The 22,757-nt window shown below is 51.3% G+C and carries 17 protein-coding genes; 10 read left to right on the top strand and 7 right to left on the bottom strand.

Features of this window, described 5'->3' with window-relative positions; all coding sequences use genetic code 11:
* Positions 1-73: 73 nt before the first annotated feature.
* Positions 74-436, bottom strand: a complete 363-nt coding sequence (locus ACFMKP_RS01870; protein ID WP_382288554.1) for a hypothetical protein — start codon at positions 434-436, stop codon at positions 74-76.
* Between the two features lie 557 nt (positions 437-993).
* Here ACFMKP_RS01870 and ACFMKP_RS01865 point away from each other — a divergent pair.
* Positions 994-1,230 carry a hypothetical protein gene (locus tag ACFMKP_RS01865; RefSeq protein WP_110516188.1) on the top strand — a complete coding sequence of 79 codons (237 nt, stop codon included), beginning with the start codon at positions 994-996 and terminating at the stop codon, positions 1,228-1,230.
* Between the two features lie 148 nt (positions 1,231-1,378).
* Here ACFMKP_RS01865 and cysK read toward each other — a convergent pair whose 3' ends face one another.
* Positions 1,379-2,308, bottom strand: coding sequence for a cysteine synthase A (cysK, locus tag ACFMKP_RS01860; protein ID WP_382288552.1), 930 nt, complete (start codon positions 2,306-2,308; stop codon positions 1,379-1,381).
* A 196-nt stretch (positions 2,309-2,504) separates the two neighbouring features.
* Between cysK and ACFMKP_RS01855 the strand changes: the two genes are divergently transcribed.
* On the top strand, positions 2,505-3,584 hold the full coding sequence (locus ACFMKP_RS01855; protein WP_382288550.1) for a potassium channel family protein: 1,080 nt from the start codon (positions 2,505-2,507) through the stop codon (positions 3,582-3,584).
* Here the strand turns inward: ACFMKP_RS01855 and ACFMKP_RS01850 are convergent.
* Together ACFMKP_RS01850 and ACFMKP_RS01845 are read right to left on the bottom strand one after the other, a co-directional pair.
* Complete coding sequence (locus tag ACFMKP_RS01850) at positions 3,581-4,666, bottom strand: hypothetical protein (RefSeq protein ID WP_382288549.1); 1,086 nt, start codon at positions 4,664-4,666, stop codon at positions 3,581-3,583. The genes ACFMKP_RS01855 and ACFMKP_RS01850 overlap by 4 nt on opposite strands.
* Positions 4,667-4,782: 116 nt before the next feature.
* Positions 4,783-5,658 (bottom strand): LppM family (lipo)protein, encoded by an 876-nt coding sequence (locus tag ACFMKP_RS01845; protein WP_382288547.1) that lies wholly within the window; start codon positions 5,656-5,658, stop codon positions 4,783-4,785.
* Between the two features lie 122 nt (positions 5,659-5,780).
* On the opposite strand from ACFMKP_RS01845, the gene ACFMKP_RS01840 reads away from it, so the two are divergent.
* The 4 genes from ACFMKP_RS01840 to ACFMKP_RS01825 all read left to right on the top strand — a co-directional run bounded on the left by ACFMKP_RS01840 (position 5,781) and on the right by ACFMKP_RS01825 (position 11,900).
* Complete coding sequence (locus tag ACFMKP_RS01840; RefSeq protein WP_382288545.1) at positions 5,781-7,640, top strand: hypothetical protein; 1,860 nt, start codon at positions 5,781-5,783, stop codon at positions 7,638-7,640.
* A gap of 43 nt (positions 7,641-7,683) precedes the next feature.
* On the top strand, positions 7,684-9,357 hold the full coding sequence (locus tag ACFMKP_RS01835) for an ATP-binding protein (RefSeq protein WP_382288543.1): 1,674 nt from the start codon (positions 7,684-7,686) through the stop codon (positions 9,355-9,357).
* A gap of 15 nt (positions 9,358-9,372) precedes the next feature.
* Entirely contained in the window at positions 9,373-10,374 is a 1,002-nt protein-coding gene (locus ACFMKP_RS01830; RefSeq protein WP_382288541.1) for a YecA family protein, read from the top strand.
* A gap of 134 nt (positions 10,375-10,508) precedes the next feature.
* Positions 10,509-11,900, top strand: coding sequence for a kelch repeat-containing protein (locus ACFMKP_RS01825; RefSeq protein WP_382288539.1), 1,392 nt, complete (start codon positions 10,509-10,511; stop codon positions 11,898-11,900).
* On the opposite strand, the gene ACFMKP_RS01820 is transcribed toward ACFMKP_RS01825, so the two are convergent.
* Positions 11,901-12,635, bottom strand: coding sequence for a metallophosphoesterase (locus ACFMKP_RS01820; protein ID WP_204755879.1), 735 nt, complete (start codon positions 12,633-12,635; stop codon positions 11,901-11,903).
* Positions 12,636-12,883: 248 nt separating this feature from the next.
* Here ACFMKP_RS01820 and ACFMKP_RS01815 point away from each other — a divergent pair, with 248 nt between their 5' ends.
* From ACFMKP_RS01815 to ACFMKP_RS01800, 4 genes are all read left to right on the top strand, one after another.
* The gene (locus ACFMKP_RS01815; protein ID WP_382288537.1) at positions 12,884-14,365 is read left to right on the top strand and encodes a GerMN domain-containing protein; all 1,482 of its coding nucleotides are present in this window, start codon (positions 12,884-12,886) and stop codon (positions 14,363-14,365) included.
* 510 nt (positions 14,366-14,875) lie between these two features.
* Entirely contained in the window at positions 14,876-16,996 is a 2,121-nt protein-coding gene (locus ACFMKP_RS01810; RefSeq protein WP_382288535.1) for a Tex family protein, read from the top strand.
* 84 nt (positions 16,997-17,080) lie between these two features.
* Positions 17,081-18,058, top strand: coding sequence for a deoxyhypusine synthase family protein (locus tag ACFMKP_RS01805; RefSeq protein ID WP_382288533.1), 978 nt, complete (start codon positions 17,081-17,083; stop codon positions 18,056-18,058).
* Positions 18,059-19,018: 960 nt separating this feature from the next.
* Positions 19,019-19,243, top strand: a complete 225-nt coding sequence (locus ACFMKP_RS01800) for a hypothetical protein (protein WP_382288531.1) — start codon at positions 19,019-19,021, stop codon at positions 19,241-19,243.
* 56 nt (positions 19,244-19,299) lie between these two features.
* Here the strand turns inward: ACFMKP_RS01800 and ACFMKP_RS01795 are convergent, their stop codons facing one another.
* Together ACFMKP_RS01795 and ACFMKP_RS01790 are read right to left on the bottom strand one after the other, a co-directional pair.
* On the bottom strand, positions 19,300-20,928 hold the full coding sequence (locus ACFMKP_RS01795) for a long-chain fatty acid--CoA ligase (RefSeq protein WP_382288529.1): 1,629 nt from the start codon (positions 20,926-20,928) through the stop codon (positions 19,300-19,302).
* Positions 20,929-21,311: 383 nt separating this feature from the next.
* Complete coding sequence (locus ACFMKP_RS01790) at positions 21,312-22,619, bottom strand: MFS transporter (protein WP_382288527.1); 1,308 nt, start codon at positions 22,617-22,619, stop codon at positions 21,312-21,314.
* Positions 22,620-22,757 lie beyond the last annotated feature (138 nt).

The following is a 22,757-nucleotide window of genomic DNA, read 5'->3' as shown; positions in this document are numbered from 1 at the left end:
TCACGGTTTCAGCCTACATGGGTAATTTCAACCATGCCCCCGATAGCCCAGAGCCTGTAGCCTCATCCAATGATTAAATCTTTTTCAATTGCAAATACCACAGTGCTCGCTCCCAGGTCAACAGATGTAAATTTTCAACAATTTTCAGCGCATCGGCCAAGAGATAGAAGTTTTGTGAAAAAACTTGCTCGCCTGTATGAATATGTTGAATCATCACCCAAAAATTCTTGTCTTCGCTGGTTTGTTTTTTAACCGGATCATAGGTATTGGTTGGATACAAACAAATAATTGGTTTATCGGATAGCAATTGCTTCGAAGCAGTTACAAGTTCATGGCCTTTGGGGCAATAATAATCATCTGGCAATTCCCAATCATCATCGTGAAACTCTTGCCATGCTAAACAATAATCGCAATGAAAACTCCAAATTACTTTCATTCTTCACTCCTTGCTATGTAGCGCTCATCATTATAAGTAAAAATCAAACATTCCATTAGTTGGGCTATAGGCTGATGGCTATAGGCTCTGGGCTTTTGGTAGAAAGAGTCAAACAAATCTGTGGCAATCTGTGGCTAAAAACTTCATTGCTCACGTTTAATCCAGAGGGAATTTGGCTATAGGCTGATGGCTATTGGATGGAGCGATCATTAAAACCCAAAAAATTGTTCCGCATCCTTGATGCATTTATGCTCTGCGCCTCTGCGTTAAAAATCTAATCCCCGAATATTATAAACATTCTGTTTCCATAGCCTAACGCCTGTAGCCTATAGTCTTATCCTTCATGTCCTTCGTGTTCTTCGCGGTTTCAGCCTGCATGGGTAATTTCAATCATGCCCCCGATAGCCCAAAGCCCAAAGCCAATAGCCTTCATGGATCAGTGCTGAATCTAGCAGAATGGAACCAAATTGCTACTTGTAACTTGGCATGAATCCACTACAATAGAGCGAAGCATCGGATCGTGGTAGCTACCACGTGGCATTTTGGAGGAAACCCCAATGACTGATAATGAACCAGGGTTTTTCGAAAATTTGGTTGATAAAGCCAAGGATGTTGCCGAGTCGGTTGGTGAATTTTTAGGCGATGCCGCTGAAAAAGCTGGCGACCTTGCAGAACAAGCAGCAGAAAAAATTAGCGATGCTGCTGAAGTCGTTGGCGATAAAGCTAGCGATGTCTATGAAGCCGCCAAAGATAAATTGGGCATCGACGGCGACGAAGCTCCTCCAGCTGCCTAAGTTGCGCTCAAACACAAAAAAACCACCCTCAGCACCTAAATATGCTGGGGGTGGTTTTGTTTAGGGGTCAGGTTTTTTAGTCAAAACACTCACGAAGCGTAAAATCCCAACTTCTGATTCCTAAGAACTAGCCCCTGACCCCTCAAGCCTACTCAGCATCAAATAATGGCGTGCTGAGGTAGCGTTCGCCGTTGCTTGGCACAATAAAGACAATCGTTTTGCCAGCATTTTCTGGGCGAGCAGCTACTTGCAAAGCGGCCCAAGCGGCAGCCCCAGAGCTAATACCCACCATCAAGCCTTCTTCTTGAGCCAATTTGCGCGCCCATTCAAAGGCATGTTCGTTGGTCACCTGAATAACTTCATCGATCAAGCTGGTATCAAGCACATCGGGGATAAAGCCAGCGCCAATGCCTTGGATTTTATGTGGCCCCATTTTGCCACCAGAAAGCACCGGCGAGGCAGTTGGCTCAACTGCAATGGCCTTGAAATTCGGATTGCGTGCTTTGAGCACCGAGGCAACCCCGGTAAGTGTGCCGCCAGTGCCAACGCCAGAAACCAAAATATCAACCGCGCCATCAGTATCATTCCAAATTTCTTCGGCGGTTGTGCGTTGGTGTACTGCTGGATTGGCTTTATTTTTGAATTGTTGCGGAATAAAGCTCCCAGGTCGTTCGGCGGCTATTTCTTCGGCCTTGCGAATCGCTCCGGTCATGCCTTCTGGCCCAGGAGTCAGCACTAATTCAGCGCCAAAGCCTTTGAGCAATTTGCGCCGCTCCAAGCTCATGGTTTCTGGCATAACCAGCACAATGCGGTAGCCTTTGGCTGCTGCCACGAAGGCCAAGCCGATGCCAGTATTGCCACTGGTTGGCTCGATAATCGTAGTTTCGGTTGGATTGATCAGACCGTCGGCCTCCGCTGCCTCGATCATCGCCAAGCCAATGCGATCTTTGACGCTGCTCGCTGGGTTGAAAAACTCAAGCTTTGCTAATACCGTCGCCCCCGTGGTATTAACTTTGCCCAAGCGCACCAGCGGCGTGTTGCCGACAAGTTGGGTAATGTTTTCGTAAATCCGCGCCATCGTTTGGGTCCTTTTGTTAACTAAGTTAAACGACAAACCTAACAATAATAGTAGCATAGCTTAGGTTACTGTCAACATTTAATCTTTATTTAATTGGGTTTGGGATAATCGCGCTACTTCTGCGGTTTTTGATGGCTTGACATCTCCGGCGCAATCTACTACTGTCAGCAGCAACTAACCTCAGAGAGTAAGCTTCATGAAACGAGCCAGAACCCCTAGCCGCAAAGCCCGTTGGAAACGCTTGGTCGCTGCCTCGTTGCGCGACGGCTGGATTGTGTTTCGCGATTCGTGGGTCTGGTTGGGTTTGTGGCTCTTACTCTGGCTGGGCTTTACGATGGCAATTTGGGCTGGTACGCGCCCAGTACTGGCATTTAACGAAGCGCTGTATCAAGCATTTAGCCAAATGACCCTGAACCCTGTGCCATTGCCCGAGCCATGGTGGTTGCAGCTTTTGTTTTATCTGGCACCAGCCTTGAATATTATTTTGCTGGCACGCGGCGCGCTCAACATGGGCATTTTGCTGTTCGATAAACGCAATCGACGGGAGGCATGGCAAATGGCGTTAGCATCAACCTATCGTGATCACATTATTGTGTGTGGTTTGGGCAAGATTGGCTATCGGGTTGTAGGCCAATTGCTGGCCAGCGGCTGCGATATTGTGGTGATCGATGCCCATAGCGATGGGCCGTTTCATGAATTGGTGATGGGCCAGCATGTGCCGGTGATTATTGGCGATGCGCGCCAGCCAGAGCTGTTGCAACAAGCAGGGCTGCATCATGCCACCTCGCTAACCGTCGTCACTGGCGACGATTTGACCAACCTTGATATTGCGCTGACCGCGCGCGAACAACACCCCGATATTCATATTGTGATGCGGGTGTTCAACGATTCGTTGGCGGGCAAACTTAGCTCGGCGTTTAACATTCAGACCGCATTTAGCACCTCGGCCTTGGCAGCGCCAACCTTGGCCGCAGCAGCCTTGGGTCGCGGCATTACCAACGCCTTATATGTTGCAGGAAAATTGCTTTCGACGGTGGAAATTGTGGTTGAACGTGATGGCATTTTTGATGGCCGCTTGATTCAGACAGTCGAAAATCAACATGATATTTCGGTGCTCTATCGGCGTGGGCGTAATGGCGAAGATTTACGCCCACGTGGTGATGAACGCTTGACCAGCGGCGATCAACTGGTGATTATTGGGCCGCTGGCAGCAATTAATCATATTCAAGCACTCAATAAACCAAATGCAGCGCCGCACTCGCCCTATCGGCTTTAGGCTTGATCATTGGGATCTTGCCACGTGCCCAAGGAGCGGGTTGGCGTGCGTCCACCATACTCGGTAGGCGTTGAGCCAAAACTGGTTGGCTGTTCGTAGCTGGTGCTTGGTTGATACTCAGCAGGCTTGGGCACATACGGCGCAACGCTATCGCTTGGTTGATATTCAGCAGGCTTAGCTATATACGGCGCAACGCTATCGCTTGGTTGATATTCAGCAGGCTTGGGTGTGTAGCTTGGCGGAGATAGCGGTGTAGTTTGGCTAGCTGCTGGATAGGGCGCAGTGCTCGGGCCAGCAGTTGCTGGATCATAGGGCTGATAGCTCGTGGTCGACTTGCGGCGGCTCAACCCAAAGCCAACCCCAACCAAAATCAAACCAACTCCAACTAAACCGCCAACAACCCAAAGCGCCCATTGTGGCACAGCAGGGCTTAATGTCCCAACGATCTCAAGCTGATAATCACGGGTAAGCGGGTAGGGAAAATCATAGGTCAAGGTCTTTTTATCTTCGCTGATTGAGGCAATTTCGCGTTCGCTCCACGAATCGATACTTTCAGGGAAGCGAATTGTCCAGCTTGTAGTTGGGCTAGCGATCAACCCAGAGCCTAGCATATCAGCGCTTTCTTGGCTATCGAACATGCTATTTTCGCCATTTTTGACCGTTGCGAGCATGCGAATTTCGCGGCCATCTTGGATAACTTCAACATCCTCAAAACGCACCAAACTATACAATTCGTTCAAGTCGCTATTCGTCAATTGATCACGCAACATCGCCGCATCGCGAAATTGCATCCGAATCAAGGTGCCGCGATATTTACCATCATCACTTTTCCAAGCTTCGTTGCTCGCTTGCCATTCAGTAGGCAAGCCATCGGCGATTGAGCCTAACTCATTCAGTGCATCATCAAGCGCATCATCACTTACTCCAGAACTGCCCATCATGGCAAAATCGAGCATTTGCTGCGAAAAGCCAATGCGAATTTCATACGAACCACTGCCATCGGGATTAAATTCAGTTCGTTGTTGCTGACTCACACACCCACTCAACAACACCAGACCGAGAAGCAACAACCAAGCGCGCATACACAAGCCTCCATTAATCAAAAATCGCTCACTCTAATCGTACCGCAATTTTGCCAGCTAAAACGCCAACACTCCGCCCTAAAGACGGAGTGTTGGCCAAAAGGTTTCAAGTTTGGTTATGGTTTGCGGTTAGGGTCATTGGGATCTGAATAGTTTTGTTGGGCGTTCGGGTCGTAGGTTTGGCCACCATATTGTTGATAGCCAGCGGCGACCGGAGCTGCTTTGCGGCGATTCATCACAAATAAGCCGACACCTGCCAAAACCACCAACAAGCCAATGCCACCAATAATCAATGGCAAGTTACTCCCGCCACCCTTCGATGAAACAGCCTTCAAGCTATAGGTTGCAACCTTGTCGGCAGGAATCTTCCAAGTTACGGTATTGCCATTGACGGTCGTAATTTCAGGTGGGCCTGATTCGGTAATTTCGCCAGGCAAGGTGATTTGCCAAACAATCACAGCACTTTTTGGATCTTCAACTTCGCTGGGTAATTCGCCCATTTCGCCGCCACTTTGGGCTGCAAGGTCAGCGGCCAAGTCGGTAGCGGTTGCATTGCCAGTAACCGTATAGCTATCGCCATCATCAGTCACTTTCAAATTTGATAATGATTGGGTAGCTGGAATTTCTTCGCTATCCGAATCGCTCATAAATTTGTTCAGTTGCTCATTGAGCATAGCAAGGTTATCAAACTTCATGTCAACCTTCACGCCTTTGAAGGTCGTTCCATTGATGGTTTCTTGCCAATCAGCGGCAGTTGCGCCCCATTCGGCGGGATAGGCAGCTACACCTTCTTTAACATCAGCGAATGGTTCTTGAGCATCGTCGCCACCAAGCTCTTGGAGCATGGCCAAACCTTTTTCGCCCAAGCCCGCTTTAAAAGTGTTTGTGCCAGTGCCATCATCTTTAATCGAAGTTTCGATTTGTGAGGCAACACAGCCGCTCAAGGAAAGTGCTAAAACGCCGACTAAAATACGGCTCATCCATTGTTTCATGGGTTTCGCTCCTTCAATAACTATTCTACCGGAGGATACTGCGATTATAGATGGCAAACCATGCCATGTCTACCGAAGTTCTGTGCTATCCTGATAGCAAAATTGCGATAAGGATCAATGGTATGCGTTGCTGGCGAATCTGCCTTTTGCTTTTGATGTTGGCCGGTTGTAGCCCAACCACAGTTGCAAAGCCCACCGAACCACCAACTGCGAGCGTGTTAACGCCAACTCAATCTCTCAATCCGACGCAGGTTGTCGCCACAACATTTCCAATAATTGCTGATGAAGCAGCTGTGGAACAAGCCAACCAACAGGGGCTTGAGCGCGATTTAGCCCAATTGGCGGTTGATTGGCGCTTGATTGAGTCCAAGCCAGCAGCCTTAATTCCCAAAATGCCACCTCCATACGAGCGACGCAGCTTTTGGGTTACCGACTTGACGAGCAATCAACAGCGCAATATCAGTGCCACCCTTCAACTCAGCACAACCCACTTGTTAATCTATGTGGCTGATGATTTGCCAGTTGACCAAGCAGCGCTGAGTAATGCTGCCCAGCAATTTGAGCAAGCTGGCTGGCCATTACTCGCCAAATGGTATCCGCCAGCAGCTTGGCCCAAAGTTCCCGTAACCGTGCTCAATACCAATATTAGCGGGGCGGGCGGCTACTATGCCAGCGATAACGAATTGCCACAGGCGATCAACCCCTTTTCGAATGAACGCGAGATGGTGGTGATTAACGCTGCGGCCACGCCACCCAACGATCCAAGTTATGTCGCCACCGTCATCCACGAGATGCAGCATTTATTGCAGCGCAATGTGCTGAGCCACCCAGCAACATGGATCAACGAAGGCGCTTCGATGCTCAGCGAACAGCGCTCAGGCTATGGCAACGATAGCTTGGCGCTCGATTTTCTGACCTCGCCCGATACCCAACTGACTGCATGGGCCAGCAGCCCAGGCACTGCCCTCAAGCACTATGGCGCGGCCCAGCTTTTTCTGAGCTACCTCGATCAGCAGCTGGCTGGCTTGCCGATGGGAACCTTGGCCGCTGCCGATGCTGGCGATAATTTGACCAGCATTACCAGCCTGATGGCCACCCGCTACCCTGAGATGAGCAGCTTTGACCACGTGTTTGCTGCTTGGTCGGTGGCCAATTTGGTTAATGATGACAGTTTGGCTGATGGCCGCTATGGCTATGATCTGCCGCGTGCTGTGATGCCAGAACCAGCCCAAAGTAGCGAACAAAACCTCAGCATTCAGCAATTTGGCAGCGATTATTTGGCCTTTGAGCCAGCAGCCTTCGAACGAACAGTTGAATGGCAGGGCAACAACACTGTGCCTATTTTCGCCGCCGCTGTGACAAATAGCGCCACATGGTGGAGTGGCCGTGGCGATGCGCGAGTTAGCACATTAACTACAGCGCTTGAGGTTCCAAGCGCAGGCAGCACATTAAGCTATCAACGCTGGTTTGATTTAGAGCAAGATTACGATTATGCCTATCTGAGTGTCTCGATTGATCAAGGCCAAACCTGGCAGGCCATCGCCACCTCAGCCAGCACGGGCGCTAATCGAGTTGGCTTGAATATTGGTGCTGGCTGGACAGGCCAACAAACCAGCTGGCAAGCAGAAAGCGTCGATCTCACGCCGTGGGCGGGCCAAAGCATTCAATTACGCTTTTGGGTTATCAACGACGAAGCCTATAATGCTCCTGGTTTGGCTTTGAGCGATCTCACAATCGCTGGCCTAACGCCACAATGGCAAGGTGCGGGCTTTGTGCCAATACGCAATCAACTAGCCCAACGCTGGATGCTCACGGCAGTGCTGTATGATCAAACTGGGGCAATCAAAATTATGTCAATTCCAACTGATAACGGCAAGGCCCGCTGGGTCATTCCGGCCAATCAGCGAGCGGTTTTGGTGGTCAATGCAACCACCCAAGGCACAACCGAAGCAGCCGATTACAGCTATAACGTCACACCGTAGTATAATTGGGCAGCCCTAGCTTAGATGGATTGAGGATTGGCTCATGACTGAAAGCGTCGCAATTGCCGAGCAGCCTAGCCAAACGGCTGCCATAACCATCCCTCGTTCGCCCTTAAGTCGGTTGTTATTGCCAATTGCCTTGGTTGTCTTGGCGCTTGGCGCAGGGCTTGCAGCGTGGAGTGGGCTTAATTTTGGTTCGCAACCCATGCTAATTGGCGCAATTGCTGGCGGGGTTGGCGCACTTGCCGCCTTGGTTGGCTTGATTGCTGGCCTGCGTCGCCGTTTGCCCTTGAGTGGTTGGGCCTTGGTCGTTGGAACCCTGAGCATTGCCCTCGGCGCAACCATGGTCTTTCCCGACCAGCGCGAATTGGCGATTATCAGCGCGGCCTTGCCGGTGTTATGCGCTGCTTTAACCTTGCGCCCCTTGCACACTGCTATTGTTACGGTTGTTAGTTTAGCTAGTTTGTGGGCAGCAGCCTATTTTGCCGCTGCCGAGCCAAGCAGCAACCAATTAATTCAATGGGGCGTGCTAAGTGCCTTTGTGCTGGTGATTAGCATTTTTGGCTTGGTATGTAGCGCAGCCTTGCGCGCCTTTGATCGCCAGCAAACCGTTGGCCACGAATCGACGACCCAACTCAACAAACAGCTTGGCGAAGAACAAGAGCGGGTCGAACGCGCTGCCCAAATGTTGGTGCAAGAGCGCGATCGGCTGGCGGCGGTGCTTGGCGCAGCCAGCGATGGCGTGGTTTTGGCGGATAGCAATGGCGTGATTGTGCAGGCCAATGCTGCTGCTCGCCAATTGTTGAATGAAACCTTTGGCGGCACGCTCGAAGGCCAAGCGCTCAACCAATGGAGCCAAGAAAATACAGGCCGCCTGCGCGTGATCAGCAACGAACGCGAAGGCGAACGCCAACGAGTGGTTTTTGAGCAACAACAAGGTACGCGCAAGCCCGTCATTGGCCTAAACCAAGTGCCAATTCGCAGTAGCGCTGGCAGCGTTTTGGGCTATGTTGGGGTGTTTCACGATAAAACCACCGAATTGGAAGTTGAGGAAATGCGCTCGCAATTGCTCGATTTCTTGGTGCAAGATATGCATGATCCGCTCAATTCAGTGTTAGCGGCCCAAGATACCTTGTTGGCTGGCGATTTGGGCGATGGCAACGAGCGAGTGCTATCAACCGCCCGCCGCACAACCTCGCGCTTGGTTGAATTGACCAATACCTTGATGGAAATGAGCCGTTTGCATGGCGATGCCAACAGCTTGCACCGTTTGGCTAATCCATTACGGCCACTCATCGAAGGCAGCATTGCCCAAGCCACGCCCCAAGCCCAACAACGTGCAATCAACCTTGTGTTGGAATATGGCGCTGATAGTGGTGGGCTGGCGTTTGATGCCGATAAGATGCGGCGCGTGATGAGCCATCTGTTGGATAATGCCTTGCGCCGTAGCCCAGCTTATAGCACAGTGCGGGTGCAGGTTAGCAATACTGGCGGCAATGCCCAAGTACGGATCGCCGACCAAGGCCCAAGTATTCCGGTCGAGCTTGCAGGCCGCATTTTCGACCGCTTCAGCAAACAGGTTGGCGAGCAACGCATCGGCGGGGTTGGCTTGGCCTATTGCAAGCAAGTGATAGAGGCCCACGGTGGCCGAATTTGGGTCGATAGCACGCCTGGCAAAGGCAGTACCTTTATCTTTAGCATGCCCTCAGCAGCATAATCTAGGAGTAGTTCCATGGCAAAAGTAGGCCGCAACGATCCATGCCCATGTGGCAGTGGCAAAAAATATAAACAATGTCATGAAGCAGCTGATCGAGCACAAGAAGACCAGTTGCGCTTATTGCGCCGTGCCCAAGATCGCTTGTTTCCCAAATTGATCGATGCCAGCCAAAACGACGATTTAGCGCCCAAAACCCCAGCCTTGTTTGAGCAATATTGGGGTGGCCGCTACACTGCCGCCGATATGATCGACCTTGACGAGAAGGAAGATCGCGGCTCAGAGCGCTTCTTGACTTGGCTGGCCTTCGATGCCCAAAGTGGCGACGACGGCTCAACCTTGGTCGAACGCATCGCCGCCAATCCGCCAGCGGAGCTTGAGCTTGACGAACATGAACTTAATTTGCTGCCAACGTGGTCGGGCATTCGCTTGCGGCCATACCTGATTGTCGAAATTATCAAAGGCAAAGGCGCGCTGATTGAAGAGGTTTTGACCAAAGAAACCTTTACCCTGCGCGACCATGCTGCGGCCAAGCGCTTGGAAGAAAACGAGTTGATTTTTGCCCACCTTGTACCAGTTGGCGATGAATATTACATTGCTGGCGCTGCGGCCCAAACCACCCCCGACACGGTGGAAAAACTACACGAGTTCTTGGCCGTCAGCTTGGAAGATTGGCAATTGCGCAATCCTGAGGCAGATTTGAACCAGTTTGTGCGCGAAAATAGCCACTTGTTCAATCATTTTATCTCGGTCTTGCCACGCGAGGAAAAAGAGCCATCGAAGTTTGACGATTTGATGTTGCGTGGCCGCGCAGCCTTGTTGATGACCAAACAATCGTTGGGTTTGGGCAAGGATGGCGACGACGATGCTGATAGCGACGCTGATGACGATTTCGACAACAGTGATGATGACGATTTTGATGACAGCGACGCTGATAGCGATGCTGATCAAGCTGACGAAGCTGAGAGCGACGACGATGCTGATCAAGCAGCCGATTCGAGCGAACAGCCAGCCAAATAAACAGCGTTAACGAATCGATCAGGGGTAGGAATCAGGCTTTGATTCCGCCCCTGATTATTGATTAACCCTTTGACTTTGCTCCTGCGTTCAGCTACCATACAAGCGATCGAGAATTGGCTCAGGAATTGAGGAATATGTCTGAACAATCACCACTTAGCGAGCGTGAAATTGAAGTCTTGCAGCAGCTAGCGCTGGGGGCAAGCAATAACGAAATCGCCAATACGCTCGTCATCAGCCCCAACACGGTTAAAGTACATATCCGCAATATCTATGCTAAGTTAGGGGTGTTATCACGAACAGAGGCAACGCTCGAAGCAGTGCGTCGGGGATTAATTGAGGTTGCAGTTAACCCAACCCTCGCCCCTGAGCCAGAAATTGTGCCAGCAGAGCCAGAACCGATTGTTACGCCCCCAAGCAGCGAGCCAACCCCAGCAGAACTAGTTCAAGCAACCACGATTGGGCAACCAACAATAACGCCAACGCCCGATCCCATTACCCCTGTGCTGACCCAACCAACCAATCAAATTACGATTCCGCGCGGCTATGCGTTGGCGATTTTGGGGGTGTTGGGTGGGCTGATTGTAGCGGTAATGGCGATTGGCTGGTTTGTTGTGCGCAACAACATCACGCCCACAACCCAACCTGCGCCAACCACCGTTGTAAGCAATGTGTGGCAACCACTGACTGCCTTGCCCCAACCGACCTACCAGCATACTGGGGTCTTTTTGGCCGATAGCTTGATTGTGATTGGCGGCAATACCGAGACGGGCGTGGTAGCGCAAACCTGGCAACTCAACCTTGCGACCGGAGCATGGCGTGAACTTGCACCCAAGCCAACCGCAGTCGCAGCCAGTGGCGCAGTGCAGATTGCCGGCCAAATTTATGTGGCTGGGGGTCGCGATAAAAATGGCAATGCAAGCAAGAGCTTTGAGATTTTTGATCTGGCGCAAAATCGTTGGCAAAGTGGGCCAGCCATGCCCGAAGCGCGCGCCAATGCCATGGTTGCAGCAATCGATGGCAAAGTGTATGTATTTGGCGGCGAAAGCGAAAGCGTGATTGCCGCAACCAGCTTTATTTATAGCCCCGATAGCAAAAGCTGGAGCCAAGGTGCGCCCATCCCATTGCCATTACGCGATGCGGCGCTTGCTCAAAACGGCAGCGATGTGGTGTTAATCGGTGGCCAAACCACCACTGGACCAAACCTCAAAACCTGGCGTTTGCAAACTGGTGAGTGGCAGGCCTTGGCTGATTTGCCAGCTCCGCGAATTGATGCAGGCGCAGTCTTTATTACCAATCAAATCTATCTGGTTGGTGGCGCAGAAGGCGATCAGCCGGTGCTGGTGTTGCAAAACAACCTGTGGACGACAACCGATTTACGCACTGGCCATGCCCTCAGCGAACACCTCGTGCTTTCAAATGCTCGGGATATTTATAGCATTGGTGGGTGGAATGGCACGAATGCGCTCGCTGAAACTCGCAGCTGGACACCAATTACCAACATCTTTTTGCCTGGTGTGGGCCGATAGCTACATCCCAAAGCTCAAACGGGCAGCCAAAATATTGGGCAAGCCATGTTCAAGCATCAAGGTTTGGGTGCGCCGAATATTGTAAGTTGTGCGATGGAAGGTGACCGTTTGTTGCTCATCGTCGTAAATCGCCCAGCCAGAGCGGGCATCCCCATCGCGGGGTTGGCCTACGCCCCCAGCATTGATGATATAGCGTTTATCTGGTTGCAGCTTCAGCACCAAGTTATCGGTGGGAATCGTGGCGGTGCAATGGTCGCCAAGCATATCGGCAGTAAAAATAACTGGCTGATGCGTATGGCCAACAAAGCAAATAGGTGTGCTAAAATGATCAAACGAATAGGTTGCCCCCACCGTATCAAGTAAATATTCCCAAACTGGGTCGCGTGGGCTGCCATGCGCCAACGTAACTGTATCATTCACCTGTTGCATGGGGCTAAGGCTAAGCAAAAACTCGCGATTGTCCTCGGTTAATTGCGACCCATTCCATTCGTTGGCAATCCGAGCATCACGATTAAAATTGTTCAACGAAATAGAGCCAAGGCAACCAAGGTCGTGATTCCCGACCAACATCGCTTGCTGGCGTTCACGCATGAGCGCTACACATTCATTTGGTTGAGGCCCATAACCAACCGTATCACCCAAACACCAAACCGAATCGACCTCGCCTGCTGCTCCAAGAACAGCTTCCAGTGCGGCTAAGTTAGCATGAATATCAGCAAGAACCAGAACCCGCATGTGTTACCTTTCTGCAATCAAGCGCTGTTTCTGTGGCAAGGGTTGGTAGAGTATAATGGCGGTCAGAAGCCTTTTGAGCTTGAACGAGGAACGTCGTGGAACCAGTGCATCACTGCCCATATGTGGGCCTTAAACAAAATCGTGCGATTCGTTTCGCGAGTCCTACGTCGGAGCACCGCTGCTACATAACTGGTGAGGCCCACGATATTCCAGTGCCCCAAGCCGCGTTTTGTTTAAGTAGCAATCATGTGCGTTGCCCATTATATACTGGTGAAGATCTGCCGATTGAGCAGGCGGTTAGCCCGCCTACGCCGGTTGGGGTTGGTGGTTGGCGCGGTTGGCTCGCTGGCTTATCAACCCGCGATCGCCGCATTTATGCCACCTTAGTTGGCTTGCTCTGCTTAATTATTGTGGCCTATGCCATTAGTGGGGTTGTGTTATTTAGCAACAACTCCAGCCCTACAACACCGAGCACCACATCGTTGGTCGTGCAACCAACCAACGCTGGCCCAACATTAACCGTTTCACCATCGCCAAATGCCTTTGCCACAGCAGCGGTTCGTCAAACTCAAACAGCCGAAGCCATCGCTCTAACCACTACCGCCACTCCCTCGGTCTCTGCTACGCCATCGGCTTCTGCAACCACTCAGGTGATTCTTGCATCGCCTACATTTGTTATTGTACCGCCAACTGAAGATGTGATTGTTGCTAGTCCAACTCCTAGCATTCCGTTTGCCACCGATCTGCCGACCTTCGAACCAACCTTATCGCCAATTGCCACCACCGCCGTACCAACCGTGGAACCAACAATTGAGCCAACCATCGAACCAACGGTCGAGCCAACCGTAGAACCAACGGTCGAGCCAACAATCGAGCCAACCACCGAACCGCTGCCAGAACCAACTGCCCAGCCAACCGAGGAAACTGGTGGCCGTGAGGTTAATCAAGTGACGCTGTTTTATGCCGATAGCAGTGGTCAAGTGTTGGTGCCAGTGTCGCGCCAAATTGCCATGACCCGCCAGCCACGCACTGCTGCGATCCACGAGTTGATTGCTGGAGCACGCAGCGATTTGCGCAGTTTGTTGCCCAGCGATACCCAATTGCTTGGTCTACGGCTGAACAGTGGCATCGCTACGGCTAATTTTAACCGTATCCCGACGTTTGGCAATTCAGGCGTGGAAGATTTGGGCTTGCGTTCGATCGTTTTGGCCTTGACTGAACAACCAGACGTTAGCCAAGTGCAGCTTCAAGTCCAAGGCCAGAATCTTGGGGGCTTGCGTTACCGACCCAACGTCAACCCCGATAATCCGCAGGGTTTAAATGGCCAGTTTAACACAACTTCGTTCTTACCGTTGTATTTCCAAGCCAGCACTGGCCGTTGGGTGCGCGTGATGCGCCTCGTACCCAGCACCAAAACCGAGGCGCGAGCGACTGTCGATGAGCTTATTCGGGGTGCGGGCCGCTATAGTAATTTGGTCAGCAGCGCAATTCCTAGTACGAGCCAAGTTCGGCGCTTGGTTATTATCGATGGCGTTGCCCAGCTCGATCTCAGCGCTGAATTCAACCAAACCAGTAATCCCCGCGCAGCCGTTGATGCGTTGGTATTAGCATTAACCTCGTTCAGCAGCGTTCAACAGGTCTTGATTACGATCGAAGGCCAGCCACTCAGCGCTATTTGGGGCGAATCATTGAGCAATCCATTTACGCGCCCTCAACTCAATCCTGAATAAAATTAGTAGGGTTCAGGGGCTAGGGGTCAGGGATTAGGGTATTAGATGTTGGAGATTGGTCATCAGGTAATGCGTGAATTACTTTAACGCAGCGGCGCAGAGAACCGATGTATGAAGTATGAAGTATGAGGGATGAAGAATGAAATTCCGACAGCCTATATTTGTACTGGTACATGAGGTTAACCACCGCCTGATCCCCTCACCCCAACCCCTCTCCCACGGGGCGGGCGAGGGGCTTTACCACCGTGGTTCTTGCGCAATACAGCGGTAAAAACCAGTGCTCCCCCTCGCCCGCGTTTTCGTGGGAGAGGGGGCTAGGGGGTGAGGGGACACGGTGGCTAATCCAATAAATCTAAACTTCGTGCTCTTCGTGTTCTTCGTGGTTAAAAACTCTTCGTGGTTTCCGTCTCCCTAGACCCTGAATCCTTATCCCTCATACCACTTCCCCTGCGTCGATCAAACCTGCTATGTTAAAATGAAGCTATTGGTTTAGCTAGATTGGGAACTTGTATGGATTATGCTCATTTAATTGCCAAAAGCTTGACGGTGCGTGCCGACCAAGTTACCGCCGCAATTCAATTGTTTGATGCAGGCAATACCTTGCCTTTTGTCGCTCGCTATCGCAAGGAGCAAACTGGCGGCTTGGATGAAGAACAATTGCGCAGCATCCAAAGCCAAATTGCCCGCTTGCGCGAGCTTGATGAACGTCGCGAGGCAATCTTAAATGCCCTGCGCGAACAAGGCACCTTGACTGATGCGCTGGCCCAAGCCTTGGCCGCAGCCAGCGATAAAACGACGCTCGAAGATTTGTATGCACCCTTCAAGCCCAAACGCCGCACCCGCGCCAGCATTGCCCGCGAACGTGGCCTCGAAGGCTTGGCCGAGATTATCCAGATGCAGCCCAACGACGCAATCGAAGCCACTGCCCGCCAGTTTCTCAACGACCACGTTGCGAGCGTTGAAGATGCCTTGGCTGGAGCGCGCGATATTGTGGCCGAGCAGCTGAGCGAGCATCCTGAAGTGCGCCGCCAAACTCGCGAACGAGCCTTGCGCTGGGGGGTTGCCCGCAGCGAGTTGATCGCCGATGCCGAGGATAGCAAAGGCGTTTACCAGACCTACTATCAATTCGAAGCCATCGCCAATCGGCTCAAGCCCTACCAAGTGCTGGCGCTCAATCGCGGCGAGGCCGAACATATTTTGCGCTTCAAAATTCAGGTCAGCGAACGCGATTGGGCCGATGTTGCCGCCAAATATTTCCCACTCGATCAACGTTCGCAATGGGCTGAACAGCTGCGTTTGGCGGTTCAGGATGGCGCTGAACGTTTGCTGCTGCCAGCGATTGAGCGCGATGTACGCCGCGCCCTAACCGAACAAGCAGAAAGCCATGCGATCACTGTGTTTGCCAAAAACGTGCATTCGTTGTTGTTGCAAGCGCCAATTGCCAATAACGTCGTGCTTGGGCTTGACCCAGGCTTTCGCACTGGCTGCAAAGTGGCAATTATCGGCCAAACTGGCAATGTGCTGACCACCGCCACAATTTATCCCCACAGTGGCGCGGCAGCTCGCGAACGAGCATTTCAAGAATTGCAGGGCTTGATCAAACGCTATGCCGTAAGTTTAATCGCCATTGGCAATGGCACAGCCTCGCGCGAAACTGAGCAATTGGTTGCCGATGTGATTCGCCAAAATGCTGGCTTGAAATATTTGATTGTCAGCGAAGCCGGAGCCAGCGTTTACAGCGCCAGCACGCTTGCCCGCAACGAATTGCCCGATCTCGATGTTAGTTTGCGCGGCGCAGTTTCGATTGCCCGCCGCGTCCAAGACCCACTCGCCGAGTTGGTCAAAATCGAGCCAAAAGCGATTGGCGTGGGCATGTATCAACACGATGTTGATCAAACAGCGTTGGGCAATGCACTCGATGGCGTGGTTGAAAGCGCGGTTAATAATGTTGGTGTTGATGTCAACACCGCCTCGCCTGCGCTCTTGCGCTACGTTGCGGGCATTGGCCCCAAACTTTCAGCCCAAATTGTCAGCCATCGCGAGGAACATGGGCCATTTCGTTCACGCATCGCACTCAAAAAAGTCAAAGGGCTAGGGCCAAAAGCCTTTGAACAAGCAGCAGGCTTCTTGCGTATTCGCGATGGCGATGAGGCCTTGGATGCCAGCGCCATTCACCCAGAAAGCTATGCTGTAGCACGAAATTTGCTAGCCAAGCTCAATATCAATGCCAAAACAGGCCGCAACGAACGCATCAAACGCTTGGAAGATCTGAAGAATCAACCATTGCATGGCCTTGCAGAAGAATTAGGCACCGGCGTGCCAACCCTGAGTGATATTATCGATCAATTGCTCCGGCCAGGCCGCGACCCACGCGAGGATGTGCCAGCGCCAATTTTGCGCAGCGATGTGCTGGCTTTTGAAGATTTGCAGCCAGGCATGCAGCTCAAAGGCACCGTGCGCAATGTCGTCGATTGGGGCGCATTTATCGATCTAGGGGTCAAACACGATGGCTTATTGCACCGTTCGCAAATTCCTCGTGGCCTGAGTTTGAGCGTTGGCGATATTTTGGATGTCAGCATTCAATCGATCGATCCAGAACGCAAGCGGATTGCCCTCGTTTTAGCACAATAATCGGGGCAGCCTGCGGTACAATAGACGGCGGCGCTAGCGCAATCTAGTGCCTTAATCTTTGCATTATCAATAAAGAGGTAGCTTGTGAGCACAACTCCTATCAGCGATTTTTTGCGCCATAACTTTCGCCACTTCAATGCGGCAGCCTTAATCGATGCCAGCGATGCCTATGTGCAGCACCTTGCCAACAATGGCAAAATGATGATTACGCTTGCAGGCGCGATGAGCACCGCCGAATTGGGCCTCTCGTTGGCCGAAATGATTCGCCAAGATAAAGTGCAGATTATTTCGTGTACCGGAGCCAATCTCGAAGAAGATTTGTTTAACTTGGTGGCCCACGATTACTACGAGCGTGTCCCACATTATCGCGATTTAACGCCCGATGATGAAGCAGAACTCTTGGCCCGCCACATGAATCGCGTCACCGACACCTGTATTCCAGAAGAAGAAGCCATGCGCCGCTTGGAACGAGCCTTGGTCGATGAATGGACGGCAGCAGATGCCGCTGGCGAGCGCTATTTCCCCCACGAGTTTTTATATCGGATCTTGCGCAAAGGCGTGTTAGAAGAATTCTTCCAAATCGATATTAAAGATTCGTGGATGTACGCCGCAATGGAGAAAAACCTGCCAATCATCGTGCCAGGCTGGGAAGATTCGACAACTGGGAATATGTTTGCAGCCCACGTTATGCAAGGCGAAGTCAAGAATGTGCACACCGTGCGCACGGGCATCGAATACATGACCTATTTGGCCGACTGGTATATCGAAACCAGCAAAACCCATTCAGTTGGCTTCTATCAAATTGGCGGTGGCATTGCTGGCGACTTCCCAATTTGTGTTGTGCCAATGTTGCACCAAGACATGCAGATGGGCAATGTGCCAGTCTGGGGCTACTTCTGCCAAATCAGCGATTCGACCACCAGCTATGGCTCGTACTCAGGCGCTGTGCCCAACGAAAAAATTACCTGGGGCAAGTTGGAGCCAACCACGCCGAAGTTTATTGTCGAATCGGATGCTTCAATCGTGGCTCCGTTGATGTTTGCCTTAATTTTGGGGCAATAACAGAGCATAGATGTATTGGTTCATTGTGTTTAACCACGCACTGATCACCTCACCCCAACCCCTCTCCCACGTGGCGGGAGAGGGGCTTTTCCATAGTGGTTTTACCTCCATCATGACAAGAACGATTGGCTCCCCCTCGCCCGCGTTTTCGTGGGCGAGGGGGTTGGGGGGTGAGGGAACATGGTTGCTAATCCGATAGCCTATAGCCATGATCCCTCTGCGCCGCTGCCTTAAGTTAAAGCTGTTACGTTTCATTCCTCATCCTTCTATTTTGCCTTTTGCCTTTTGACCTCTGCCTTTCATTCTTCTATTTTGCCTTTTGCCTTTTGACCTCTGCCTTTCATTCTTAAACCTACAACTATACATATATAGCCATGGCTCGATATTTGCTTAGCAGAAGCCCTCAAGGAAGTGCCGACAAATACCTAGCTCAGCTTGGTTAATCGCGCTTACTGTTGGGCTAAATTCTGGCCCAATTGACCAAAACACTCAGCATTTAAACCTAAATTGCTGGCCAATCCAACCTAGATGATAGTGTTCGCAGGCGACATAACCATTATGCTTGGGGCAAATCGTTCCAGTATGTTGGCAAAGCAGGCTCAAATTCTCTCACCTTTGCCAGCAATGGCCTAAGCACGTTCGCGCTGCGAGGCTGTGGTCGATGCGCCCCACGATTGTGGGAAAACTGCGGAAGAGATTTATCCTGGTAAGCGTCAACGTTAAGCCTAGCCCAACGAGTAACTACTGTTAGCGCAATGTTAAAGGGTAGCCAAAAGGAATTTTTCTAGGAACGTTCGGCGTTTTCAAACGTTCTACTTACATCGAAAGCAAATTGGGTAAATTAGTTGGTTAACTTGAAATTGTAGGCTGAAACCATAGTTCGCTTGCTGGAGAAAACGTTTCCAACCATCAGGCGAGGCTATTGGTGCATAGTAGAAACGAAAGGGTAGTAGCACACAAATGAGCATGGTGATTGAAACCCAAACATATACAATCAAAATTTCGCCTAATGCAGATGAGCAAAGCATTTCAATCGTGCGCTCTGATGGCATCGAGGCTACATGTTACCAACTTAACGAAGTCATAACCGTTGTCGAAGTGCTCGGCGGGCGCGGCTGGTGGCAACAACACCAAATCCAAATTCGCAACCTGCTCGAAGCCTGCTTTGGGGAAACAGTCTGTTAAACTCCAAGCTATAGATCAAACAGGGCGGATGCAACATCCGCCCTGTTTTTATTTAATTAGCCTAGTTCACCGTTGGCATAGCGGGCACGCAAAACTTTTTTATCAAACTTGCCAACGCTGGTTTTAGGAATTTCGCTCAGAAAAACAACTCGCTCAGGTAGCCAGAATTTAGCCACCAACGGCTCCAAATAAGCTAATAATTCATCTGGCGCAACCTCGCCAGCGTCGTTGGTTAAGACCACACAGGCCAGCGGGCGCTCGCTCCAACGCTCATCAGGAATTGCAATCACTGCCGCTTCGGTCACTTTGGCATGGCCCATCAAGGCATTTTCCAGCTCGACCGACGAGATCCATTCGCCGCCGCTCTTAACCAAATCTTTGGTGCGGTCGGTAATGCCCAAATAGCCTTCGTGGTTGATTGTCGCCACGTCGCCAGTGCGAAACCAGCCATCGGCGGTAAAATGCTCGGCAGTTGGTTCAACTTTGTAATAGCCAGCAGTAACCCACGGGCCACGCGCTTGTAACTCACCCACTGTTGTGCCATCCCACGGCAATTCCTCGCCTGCATCGTTGACGATGCGCAGCTCGACTCCACCAATTGGATAGCCTTGTTTGGCGCGTAAATCCCAGCGCTCTTGGTTGCTCAAATTGCGATGTTGCGGTTGCAAACTAGAAATTGTGCCTAGCGGCGAAAGCTCGGTCATGCCCCACGCATGCAGCACTGGCACGCCAAAATCGCGTTCGTAGGCTTCGATCAAGCCGCGTGGCATGGCCGCGCCGCCCACAGCCAAACAGCGCACATGCGAAAAATCGCGTGGTCGCGCGCGCATTTCTTGGTACATCGCCGTCCAAATCGTGGGCACGCCAGCAGGAAAGGTAATTTTTTCGTCAGCAATCAAATCGGCCAAGGCTACCGGATTTAAGTGCAAGCCAGGCATCACCAAATCTGCGCCTGCAAACATGGCTGAATACGGCAAGCCCCATGCCATGGCATGAAACTGGGGTACAACCGGCATCACAATATCATCGGGGGTAAACGCCAAAGCGGTGGCCTGATTTTCGCCCATCGTATGCAAATAGAGCGAGCGATGGCTATATAACACGCCTTTAGGATTGCCAGTCGTGCCGCTAGTGTAGCACAAGCCCATTGCTTGGCGTTCGTCAGTCACGGGCCAAGCGAATTCTGCCTCAGCGGCGGCCATCAAATCTTCATAGTGCACAACATTGGGGAAGGGGAGTTCGATGCCAGGTTGGCCATTGATCAAGACAATGGTTTCGACTGCAGGAATGTTATCGGCCAGCTTGGAGAACAACGGCAGCAAGGTGGCATCAACAAAAATTACCTTATCTTCGGCATGATTGATGATATAGGCCAATTGCTCAGCCGAAAGCCGAATGTTGAGCGTATGGCAGACAGCGCCAGCACAAGGAATTGCATAGTAGAGTTCAAGATGTTGGTAGTTGTTCCATGCAAACGTACCGACCCGATCACCTTGGTTGATGCCAAGTTTGTGGAGCACATTCCCTAAGCGTTTGACGCGGTGGTATAAATCGGCGAACGAATAGCGGTGGAGTGAACCATCTGGTTGCTTGGTTGTCACACGTTTGTGGGGGTAGAGCTTATAAGCGTGGTCGAGCAACCGATCAACGGTCAGCGGATAGTCCATCATCAGGCCACGTAGCATGCAAATGCCTCCTTGCACTCCGAAACGGGTCTGGCTCTCAGCTATAGATTTGCGCCATCATACCATATTGGTAGAACATAGAACAAAGAGCATAGAACATAGGGGGAAAGTATGAAGGATGAGGGATGAAGGATGAAGTCAAAAGCCCAATCCTAAAAATCTGTGGAATCTGTGGCGAAAATAATCCTTCGTGTCCTTCGTGCTCTTCGCGGTTACGATCCTTCGTAATCTTGCTTTAACGCAGAGACACAGAGCAACCAAACTACGACTGATGATCAGTTACAGCTTAATCCTCTGCGCCTCTGCGTTAAATCGTGTTCCTATACTCTATGTTCTATGTTCTATGTTCTATGTTCTATGTTCTATGCTCTATGTTCTATGTTCTATGTTCGTGGCTCAGGCAGACGGCGCGAGAGCACCCAGCCCCCAAAAGCACTGGCGGCGCTAATCCAAAACAATGGCAAATAGCCGAATTGGGCCAGTAGTAAGCCACCCAAAACTGGAAAGAAGGTTGCCACGCCCATCAGCGTATTGCAAACGCCAACATAAACAGGCCGTTGCTCGGCTGGAGCCAGCTCCATCACATAGGTCAAACTGGCGGTATTCGAGCCATCGACGCTCAAGCCAATCAGCAAAAAGATTACGCCAAACAGCCAGCCCAAGGCTTCTGGGCCTAAAACGCTGGCAAATGGCATAATCAGCAACGCCCACGTTGGCACAGTAATAATCAACGCGCCAGTTAATACAATCAACAAGCGATTGCCACGCTGATCGCCAATCCGTGACCAAAACAGGTTGGATAAGGCTGCGGCGAATACCCGCACCGCCAAATAAACCCCAATCATGCGCGGCGAGACGTGCAGCACTTCGCGAGCATACAAAATATAAAATGGGTCGGCCAAGCCACCCAAGCGCGTGACCATGCGCGAAAGCACATATTGGCGAAAATTGCGGTCGTGCTTGAGTAGCACCGGAATTTTGGCAAACATCTGTCTAGCCGAGATTGCCGCAGGCGGGTTGGTCGTTGGCGGCTCGGCAAATAAGCTAAACGAAATAATGCCAAAGCCAATTAGCACAAACGAAATAAACAGCAAAATGCCGTAGTTGTGCGGAAAAACCAACGGGCTAGTGCGGCTCAGCAGCCAACCAACCAAGGGGCTAACCAAGGCAAACGAAAGCAAACCGCCAATCAAATTGCGCGCGCCAAAAAATTTGCCACGCTGCCGGGCTGGAATCGTTTTGGCCACCACTTCTTGAAACGCCACCGAGCCAGAACCGCCAGTAAAGTTGTACATGGCGTAGCCCAGCAAAAACAACGGCAACAGCACCAAAACCGGCAGACTGGTGGCATTCCACACCACGAGCACCATTGCCAACCAAATAAAGAAGCGCACAATGCCAACTTGGCGATACACTGGCAATTTGTAGGTCATGCCTTGCAAACGCCCAGCGCTTAACAATTGGGGCAATAACCAACCGCCAGATTTGAGCGATGGCAATAGGCCAACAACCCACGGCGCAGCACCCAATTCCCGCACAAACACGGTCAAAACCAAATTCGCATCGCTAAATGCGTCGGCTAAAATAAATAAAACTCCATTGGCCACTCCTAAGCGCATGTTGCGGCGCAAAGTTTCTTCATTGCTCGCTCGGGGAGCAATTGGCCGATGAAGTGCTAATTTCCATTGCATAGCACGTTTGTCCTTCGCAACGGGCCGTTTCCCGCTACTTACAAAAAAACGCCCAAGAACCCTATTGTTCCCGAACATTTGCTGCTGTACGGAGCTGCCGTACCAGATTCAATTAGCGCTCATTCTACTGCGATGTGC

Origin of the sequence: Herpetosiphon sp. NSE202 (assembly GCF_042688385.1) — a bacterium.
In the GTDB taxonomy this organism is placed as follows: Bacteria; Chloroflexota; Chloroflexia; order Chloroflexales; family Herpetosiphonaceae; genus Herpetosiphon.
Note: the sequence above shows the minus strand (reverse complement) of the source record. Positions and strands in the feature narration are given on the sequence as shown.